At 31.2% G+C, this 7,938-nt stretch carries 10 protein-coding genes and 2 tRNA genes; 4 read left to right on the top strand and 8 right to left on the bottom strand.

Going from position 1 to position 7,938, the window contains the following annotated elements:
* From DCO46_RS23125 to DCO46_RS21640, 3 genes are all read right to left on the bottom strand, one after another.
* On the bottom strand, positions 1-888 hold an 888-nt coding region (locus DCO46_RS23125; RefSeq protein ID WP_207784989.1), incomplete at its 3' end, for a DEAD/DEAH box helicase family protein.
* Entirely contained in the window at positions 858-1,766 is a 909-nt protein-coding gene (locus tag DCO46_RS21645; protein WP_116754553.1) for a Hachiman antiphage defense system protein HamA, read from the bottom strand. The genes DCO46_RS23125 and DCO46_RS21645, both read right to left, overlap by 31 nt.
* A 220-nt stretch (positions 1,767-1,986) precedes the next feature.
* Positions 1,987-2,385: a helix-turn-helix domain-containing protein gene (locus DCO46_RS21640; RefSeq protein ID WP_116754552.1), complete on the bottom strand. Its 399-nt coding sequence runs from the start codon at positions 2,383-2,385 to the stop codon at positions 1,987-1,989.
* Between the two features lie 166 nt (positions 2,386-2,551).
* Between DCO46_RS21640 and DCO46_RS21635 the strand changes: the two genes are divergently transcribed.
* Positions 2,552-2,827 (top strand): hypothetical protein, encoded by a 276-nt coding sequence (locus tag DCO46_RS21635; protein WP_116754551.1) that lies wholly within the window; start codon positions 2,552-2,554, stop codon positions 2,825-2,827.
* 2 nt (positions 2,828-2,829) lie between these two features.
* Here the strand turns inward: DCO46_RS21635 and DCO46_RS21630 are convergent, their stop codons facing one another.
* Together DCO46_RS21630 and DCO46_RS21625 are read right to left on the bottom strand one after the other, a co-directional pair.
* Complete coding sequence (locus DCO46_RS21630; RefSeq protein WP_116754550.1) at positions 2,830-3,441, bottom strand: class I SAM-dependent methyltransferase; 612 nt, start codon at positions 3,439-3,441, stop codon at positions 2,830-2,832.
* Between the two features lie 82 nt (positions 3,442-3,523).
* Complete coding sequence (locus DCO46_RS21625; protein ID WP_116754554.1) at positions 3,524-4,381, bottom strand: AraC family transcriptional regulator; 858 nt, start codon at positions 4,379-4,381, stop codon at positions 3,524-3,526.
* Between the two features lie 173 nt (positions 4,382-4,554).
* On the opposite strand from DCO46_RS21625, the gene DCO46_RS21620 reads away from it, so the two are divergent.
* Positions 4,555-5,262: a hypothetical protein gene (locus DCO46_RS21620; RefSeq protein ID WP_116754549.1), complete on the top strand. Its 708-nt coding sequence runs from the start codon at positions 4,555-4,557 to the stop codon at positions 5,260-5,262.
* 292 nt (positions 5,263-5,554) lie between these two features.
* Here the strand turns inward: DCO46_RS21620 and DCO46_RS21615 are convergent.
* From DCO46_RS21615 to rseP, 3 genes are all read right to left on the bottom strand, one after another.
* Positions 5,555-5,628 (bottom strand) — tRNA-Asn (locus DCO46_RS21615).
* A gap of 38 nt (positions 5,629-5,666) precedes the next feature.
* Positions 5,667-5,740, bottom strand: a tRNA-Asn gene (locus DCO46_RS21610).
* Positions 5,741-5,826: 86 nt separating this feature from the next.
* A complete protein-coding gene (gene rseP, locus DCO46_RS21605) occupies positions 5,827-7,167 on the bottom strand; it encodes an RIP metalloprotease RseP (RefSeq protein ID WP_116754548.1) in 1,341 nt (446 codons plus the stop codon).
* Between the two features lie 322 nt (positions 7,168-7,489).
* Here rseP and DCO46_RS23120 point away from each other — a divergent pair, with 322 nt between their 5' ends.
* Positions 7,490-7,642, top strand: coding sequence for a class IIb bacteriocin, lactobin A/cerein 7B family (locus DCO46_RS23120; protein ID WP_207784988.1), 153 nt, complete (start codon positions 7,490-7,492; stop codon positions 7,640-7,642).
* 24 nt (positions 7,643-7,666) lie between these two features.
* Positions 7,667-7,813: a hypothetical protein gene (locus DCO46_RS22825; RefSeq protein WP_165829050.1), complete on the top strand. Its 147-nt coding sequence runs from the start codon at positions 7,667-7,669 to the stop codon at positions 7,811-7,813.
* Positions 7,814-7,938 lie beyond the last annotated feature (125 nt).

Below are 7,938 nucleotides of genomic sequence, written 5' to 3'. Positions count from 1 at the left end.
TAAAAGTTTGACAATTTCAAAATCTTTTAAAAACAAATCAAATGAAGGATTGTATCCCAACGAATCTTTTTCGAATATTTCAATATATGGTCCAGCTAATAATATGTCACTATTTGAATACTGCGACAAGCCATAAAATATTGCCATTCTATAAGCTACATCTCTTTCATTTTCTTTTGCTTCATCATCAATAATATATCCATTGTCAATTTTATAAACTTCATCAACAAAAATAAAGTCTAGAATTAGCTCTGAATTATTTTTGTCTAAAAAAGATAAAAATCTCTCAGGGGTAAAAATAAAAATATTATTTATTCCATAATCAGTATCAATATCACTTAATGTATGAATTTTATAATCAATAGGAAAAACAATCTTACCTTCTTTAATTTTTGATAGATTTTCTGATAGTAATGCAATACTTGGAAATATTAATACAATATTTTTATATTTCATTTTTTTAATCACTTCATAAACTAAATGTGTTTTTCCAAATGATGTTGATGCTGAAAGAAAATATCTGTTTTGTTTTTTGGCTTCAAATAAATTAAGAATCTCCATTTGAAACTGGTGTAGTTTTGAATTTTCATCTGTGAATAATGAAGACTCATAAAATAGTGATGAAAAAGTACTTAAACCTATATTTTCATCTTCAATAAAAGAACTATAATCTGAATTAAATTTGTCTAAAATATCATAGTAATGAGGAACACCAACTTTATTAGATAAATAAATTAGAAATCTTTTATCTGAGTCATCAAGGTCTTCATCTTTGATAAAATCGAAAAAATCACAAACTTCATCAAGTAGTTTGTGTGTTGGTAAGTTACCATTATTATGCGAATTTAATGCTTTTACTACATTAAGGGTTCTTTCTTGTCTATCCATTTGATAATTGTTTCTTTAGATGATTTTACGTCATCAATTGGAATCAGAATAAAAAATATTGAGTGTTCGATAGTTATTTTATCAAATTTAACATGGTTATAATTATCATTAATATGCTTAATTGCGGTCTTAATTGTTTCATCATAATCATTATTAATTTTATTAAATGTGACAAGAATAGGATACACCAATTTTATTTGATTTTTAATTAGTTCATTTGCTAATGAATCAATTATGCATTTTTCCCATTGGTCAAGTATTTTATAAAGTTTGGAGCTCTTATCTGTAATATTACCTTTTTTTTGAAGAATTGTTGTAAAGTTTGTATTAACTAAATAATCATCTGAAATTGCTTTTTCTATATTTTTAAAAACACTATCAATCGCATCTTCACAATTTTCGTAAAATTTTGTTTCTCCAAACCAGAGTTCAATTTCACTCCCTTTTTGAATTAAATGGAATGAATCATACCCAGTTACTTCTGATTTTTTTTGTATGTCATAAAAGTAACCTCTACATACCAAAGTGTTTGTATTATAGAAGTGATGAAGTATAGTGCATAGCAATGCTTCGCCATAAATTCCTAATCTTCTTTTTGCTAAATCAGTTGCAGTATAATTATATTTAAATTTAGTATTAAATGCTTTGATGAACATTTTTTGATGATCTCCGTCCAATAATTGGAATTCATCATATGCATAATACAATATACTTTCATAAATAATTCTGGTTAAATCTTCAGCATGAACATTCTTATAGCAATCATCATTCAAGTTTTTATGAGTAATACAAGTTTTATCTATGCCTAAAGTAGAATGAGATAACTTATATTCTAATATAAGTGTCTTATCTATTAGCTTTTTTAGACTGTCTTTCATTTCGTATACTTTAAAATTGTAGAAAAATCACTTGTAAATAAAGAATTTTTAAATAGTATTTTACACCGTATAAATACCTGTTTTATAATCAGGAATTATATAAAAAAAACATCATATTAATCTTATTCTTGATAAAGATAGAATGTTATTTTTTTACTATTTCCATAAAACAAAAAAGAGGCTCTACTTGAGACCTCTTTTTATACTCTTTATAAATGAATTACTTCCCCTTCAACAATTTCTCCAAATATTCCACTTTATCTTTTTCTGCCTGAACCAAACGTTCATAAAGCTCTACAACTTTATCAAGCGGATTGAAAGTACATTCTAGTGCATTTGCATTAACAATACTATCAGTTATATCGTTGTCATATACATTATTAAAGTAATTAACGACACCTTCATCTGAAAAGCTTTTTATTGATTCCACAGAAACACCTAATGCTTCCGCAATTTTATTCAGTTTTTCGTCATCAAGACTTTCGCTTCCTTCAAGATTAGAAACATATTGCTGGGTCACGCCAATTGCTATTGCAAGCGCTTCTTGTTTCATTCCTCTAAGCTCTCTGATTCGGCTTATGTTTCTTCCGATATGTTTTGGTTTTGTTGCTGTGCTCATACTTCAAAGATATTAAAATTCCTTAAAAATTAAGAATATAGTAAAATACAATCTTTTTTATTGTGAGAAACAATTTTCTTTTGTTTTGATATAAAGCAATCAATTGTTTAATTGCGGCTCAAACCAAAAGTACAATTATTCTTTCAAAAAATAAATATTCTACGCCATGCAAACCAAAACCGTAACCAATCACGAAAATGTAATGCGGGAAGTATCTAAATTTCTTTCAGATCTTTGTTTCGAAGGAAAATTTAGAAATCATCCCGACTATTTAACCGAAATCTTTGACTACATTCTCGAAACCGAAATTGGCAACGATTTCGAATTGCGCATCAAAATGCTCAGTTGCATTAGAACCAGTAAAATGCTGGTCAAAACCTTAGAGCCATTTTCAGATGAAGAAATAGAAAAAGTCTGTGTTGAAATGATGGAAAAGAGATAAATTTAAATTTTCTTCCCAACAAACCGAATAACCGATCCGGTGCCAATATGAAATTTTCCTTCACTTAAAACAATTTCTTTTTCCTCTAAAAGCAGAATTTCATAGTGTTCAAAATCGACCAGGATTTCTGAAACAGAAAATAAATCATTCACATTGTCGGGCCCGCCCACTTTTGGATTTGCTTTTTTAAAATCTAAATGACTTTTGCTGAAAGCTTCAAAAATTATAATCCCCCCAGATTTTAAATATTCGTCCAGCTTTTTGTGAAGTTTTGATTTGGTTTCTGCAGAAAAATGAGCATAAATCAGTCCGATGGCATCAAACGAGTTTTTTTCAAATTCGAGCTGTTCCAGATCTCCAACAATATATTCTAAGGTTACCTTGTTTTCTTTGGCGAGTTTCAACGCTTTTAGCTGTCCTTCTGAGCTCAAATCAAACGAAGTGACATTCCAGTTTAGTTGTGCGGCAAAAACACCGTTACGGCCTTCGCCATCGGCCGGCATCAAAATTTTTCCGGGTTCAAATTTTAGTAACCATTCTTTAAAAAAGACATTAGGTTCGGTTCCGTAAGCAAATTCGCTGTCTTTGTATCTTTCATCCCATTTCTGATTCATCCTGATTCAATTAAAATTAATGAATCAAAATTACTCTGAAAACCATTTTAAGTGATAGGACAAAAATGCAGTTTGCTGCGACTTATTTAAAGTTTTGCCTAAAAATTTCCGGCGAAAATCCCGTATATTTTTTAAAGAAACGAATAAAATAAGAAACATCATCATAACCCATATAACCCGCAATCTGACTCACCTGATTGGCTGTAGCCAAAAGATATCTTTTGGATTCTAAAATTACAGCTTCGGTAATAAGTTCAGAAGCCGTTTTGTTTAATAATGTTTTGGTAACAGCATTGAGCTGATAAGAGGTAAGGTGTAACATTTCGGCATAATCAGCGGTTTGTTTATGCGTGAAAAGGTGTTTTTCTAAAAGTGCCTGAAATTCTTCAAGACGTTCCTGTGTGTATAAATTGGTTTTATCAGTCGGATTTTTGTTTTGCTCCCGAATGATTTCAATAAAGAAAACACCAAGATTGGCTTTAATGACTTCGGTATAATTATCCTGTTTATCATTATATTCCTGAAAAGCAGAATCCAGGACAGAAAGTATTTTTCTGAATTTATTTTCGTCTGGCGAATAATAATTCTGAATACCTGATTTGCGCAAAAAAGAAGAAAGCGTTTTGTCATCAGAAGAATAAAAATCAGCACTTAACCGAATCATATATCCTGAACTTTCTGCATGTAACTGCAATTGATGCGCCTGCCCGGGACGCACAAAAAAAACGACAGCATCTTTTATATCATAATTTTTAAAATCAATAGAATGAAAGCCGGATCCTTTTTGCAAAACCAGAATATGAAAGAAATCATGTCGATGCAAATCCTGAATCAGATCTTTCCCCGAAAGTAAGTCCTGAATATTCCGTATACTGAAATTCTGAGCAAAATCAGTTTTTTCAGAAGAAGATTTAATATGTCGAACCGGGATTTTTTCCATTTTCATTTAATGTCATACAAATGTACAAAACAGTATTCTTAAAAAATAGAAGCCCAGATGTGCAGTTAAACGTTTTTAGTGGCTCTTTGTGGGTAAAATGATTATAAAACACAGCAAATGAGTAATTTAGATTGAGTTTTAAAGTACTGGAAACTAATTATTTATGTTTTTATATGAAAAATTATGTATCTCTTTTTGTGATAATTGAATGTATTTTTTCTTTTAGCTGTTTTGGCCAGGGCAGTGATCTTGTTATTGCCAATTCAAAAATAAAACACAAACAGCCAAAGTCTGACAAGACAGTCGATAAAGACCTTGTCATAGAATCTTATCTGGTTGAAGAAACGATAAATATGACATTCGGAAACCGCACCACAACATACGAAGTCACAAAGCTGAATATGGTTAATACGTATGATTTAGGACCAAATAATACCAGAACCGTAACGCCGCTATATGCAAAACCAAAAGAAAAAGTGGTGGCCAGTATCATGCAGTCAAAAACGATTGTGGATACAATCAAAACAGAAATCAAACCAGTTAAGCTCAATGTTGCTGCTCCCGAAAAAAAAGAAAAATATGTTACTATCAACCTTCTAAATACGTATGAAAAGGTTTTAGACCGTGGATATAAATCTGTAGATATGCTCAAAAAGGTTGCAGACAAATCTTATTTTGAGAATGATATGGTGACGGCTGCCAAATATTATGCTCAGTTACTTGAGATATCTACAGATTTAGAAGCATCTTATTATTATCGATACGCCCAGTCATTAAAAGCAATTAATGAAACCGAGAAAGCCCAAGAAGCGATGCTTTTGTTTGAAAGTAAAAATATAGGCAATGATGTGGTAAAACACACCAAACTGAATAGGAATTGATTTTTACCGCAAAGGCACAAATAAAGCGCAAGGTTCGCAAAGGTTTTTAATATTGCATTTAAGTGTTAATGCTGGATATACCATTATAAAATATGCCAATGGTTGTAACTATTGGGAAGTATGGTATGTGTTTTTCTCTTTGTGTCCCATGATTTAAACCATGAGGCATAATTGATCTAAAACTTTGCAAACCTTGCGTAAACCATCGCGAACCTTGCGGTTAAATCGTATAATAAAGCTTTCAGATTAAAGCAAAAAAAAGACTATCAATTTTGATAGTCTTTTTTTTAAGCTCCCCCTCTTGGGCTCGAACCAAGGACCCTCTGATTAACAGTCAGATGCTCTAACCAACTGAGCTAAGGAGGAATCACCTTAAAGGTAAATATGTTTGCTAAAAAAAGTTGCTCCCCCTCTTGGGCTCGAACCAAGGACCCTCTGATTAACAGTCAGATGCTCTAACCAACTGAGCTAAGGAGGAAGTTGTTGCTCTTTTTAGCGAGTGCAAATATAGTTGATTTTTTAATTTCGCAAAAATATTTTAACTCTTTTTCTTGATTTTTTTTTCTACTTCACAATTGCCTTATAAATATCGTTTCCGTTTGCGAATAAAAGCAGTGCTATAAGTAATACAAAGCCAACCATTTGGGCGTTTTCAAGGAATTTATCACTAGGTTTTTTGCCACTGATCATTTCGTATAATAAAAACATTACATGACCACCATCTAGTGCCGGAATTGGCAATAAATTCATAACTCCAAGCATAATTGACAATAAAGCGGTGATTGACCAGAACACTTCCCAACTCCATGAAGTAGGGAAAATATTAAAAATTGCCGCAAAACCACCTACTTGTTTGTAAGCTTTGGTCTCTGGATTGAAGATCATTTTAAGTTGTTTTCCGTAACCCACTAACTGGTCTTTTCCTTTTTCAAGACCAACCGGAATAGATTCAACGAAACTGTATTTTTTAGTACTTATTTTATAGTAACCTAATTTTTCTAAAGATTCTAAATCTACACCTCCGGCAAGAACACCAAGTTTTCCTTCTTTAGTAACTTTAATTGTAACCGGAGTTTGTTTTAAATCACGAAGTACAACAGCAGGAAGCGTTTTTCCTTTATTGCTTTCTAAAATAGCTTTAACCTGATCATAATATTTTGTTTCCTGACCATTGATACTCACAATTAAATCTTTTGGTTTCAAAGAAGTATTTTCAGATTCTTCAGGAATACTTTTAATAGCAAAAGGAGAACGAATAGAGACTAAAAGTCCTTTTTCATGTTTAGATAACTGATCAACAAAATCAGTTGGCATCGTAATCCTTTGTTGTTTTCCGTCTCTTTCAATCAGGATTTGTTTCGCCATGATGATGTTCATATTTAAATCACCATCAAAATTCTCCACTGTTTTACCATCAATAGAAACTAGCTTGTCACCAGTTTTAAAACCTGCTTTGATCATAACAGGATTGTCTACCAAAACACCATCTTTCAAATCTGCATTTGCCACATAGGTATCACCATAAGCAAATGCCATTCCGATATAGATAATAAAAGCCAGGATAAAGTTTACAGTAACCCCACCCAACATAATGATCAAACGCTGCCATGCCGGCTTAGAACGAAATTCCCACGGTTGTGGAGGCAAAGCCATTTGTTCTTTGTCCATACTCTCGTCAATCATTCCTGAGATTTTTACATAACCTCCAAGCGGCAGCCACCCGATTCCGTAAACCGTTTCGCCAATTTGTTTTTTAAACAAAGAAAATTTCACATCAAAAAACAAGTAAAATTTCTCAACTCTGGTTTTAAATAATTTGGCAGGAATAAAATGTCCTAATTCGTGAAGAATAATAAGTAAAGATAAACTCAATAGAAATTGAGAGAGTTTGATAACTATATCCATTTTGTATTTTTAGTTCGTAATTTTTTAACGCACAAAAGTAACGTTTCTATTTTAATTTGATAGTGCAATATAAGACATAAGGTTTTAAATGTTTGTTAATAATTATCCTTAGTTTCTTATTATGTTAAACAATATCAATTTTAGCTTCTTTATTTATTAGTAATTAATTTCCCCGGAATGTTACAAATGTCCTATTCTAATATTTTTTAAACGTTTATGGGTAATTTTTTTAATAAAACCATAATAAGTTTACTTTAACGAAAACGTTCTCGAGAAAATGATTTTGTTGAAATTATTAATTAACCGTTTAAAATTTAAAATTATGAATTTAGAAGAGTTGAATTTAGTTGAACTGAATGTCCAGGAAATACAAAAAGTTGAAGGTGGACATGAACCTTGTTTCTGGGCTGGTGTAGCTAGTGTTGCTTTTCCATGGGCAGCAGGTTTTGCCATTGATTATGTTGCGGCACAATAAATAACATTTAAAAATTTAAAGATTATGAATATAAATTTAGAATTAACAGAATTAAACGAAAATGATTTATTATTAATCGAAGGAGGTACTTCTCATTGGAGAGATTTTGCTGAAGGTGTTGCCTGTGGCTTGGCTGGTGCTGGATTTATTATGGGAGTAATGTTATTGTAGAAGGATTAAGGAACTGTTTTATTGAGACAGTTCCTTATAATTAGCTAATATTACTTTATTTAAAATTAGTTTATTGTCCAATTTTAATAAAATAACTTTTATAGTATGAAAAAAATATTGCTCTT

It is taken from the genome of Flavobacterium sp. HTF, assembly GCF_003105115.1.
GTDB lineage: Bacteria > Bacteroidota > Bacteroidia > Flavobacteriales > Flavobacteriaceae > Flavobacterium.
This window is presented reverse-complemented; position numbering and strand designations above follow the sequence as displayed.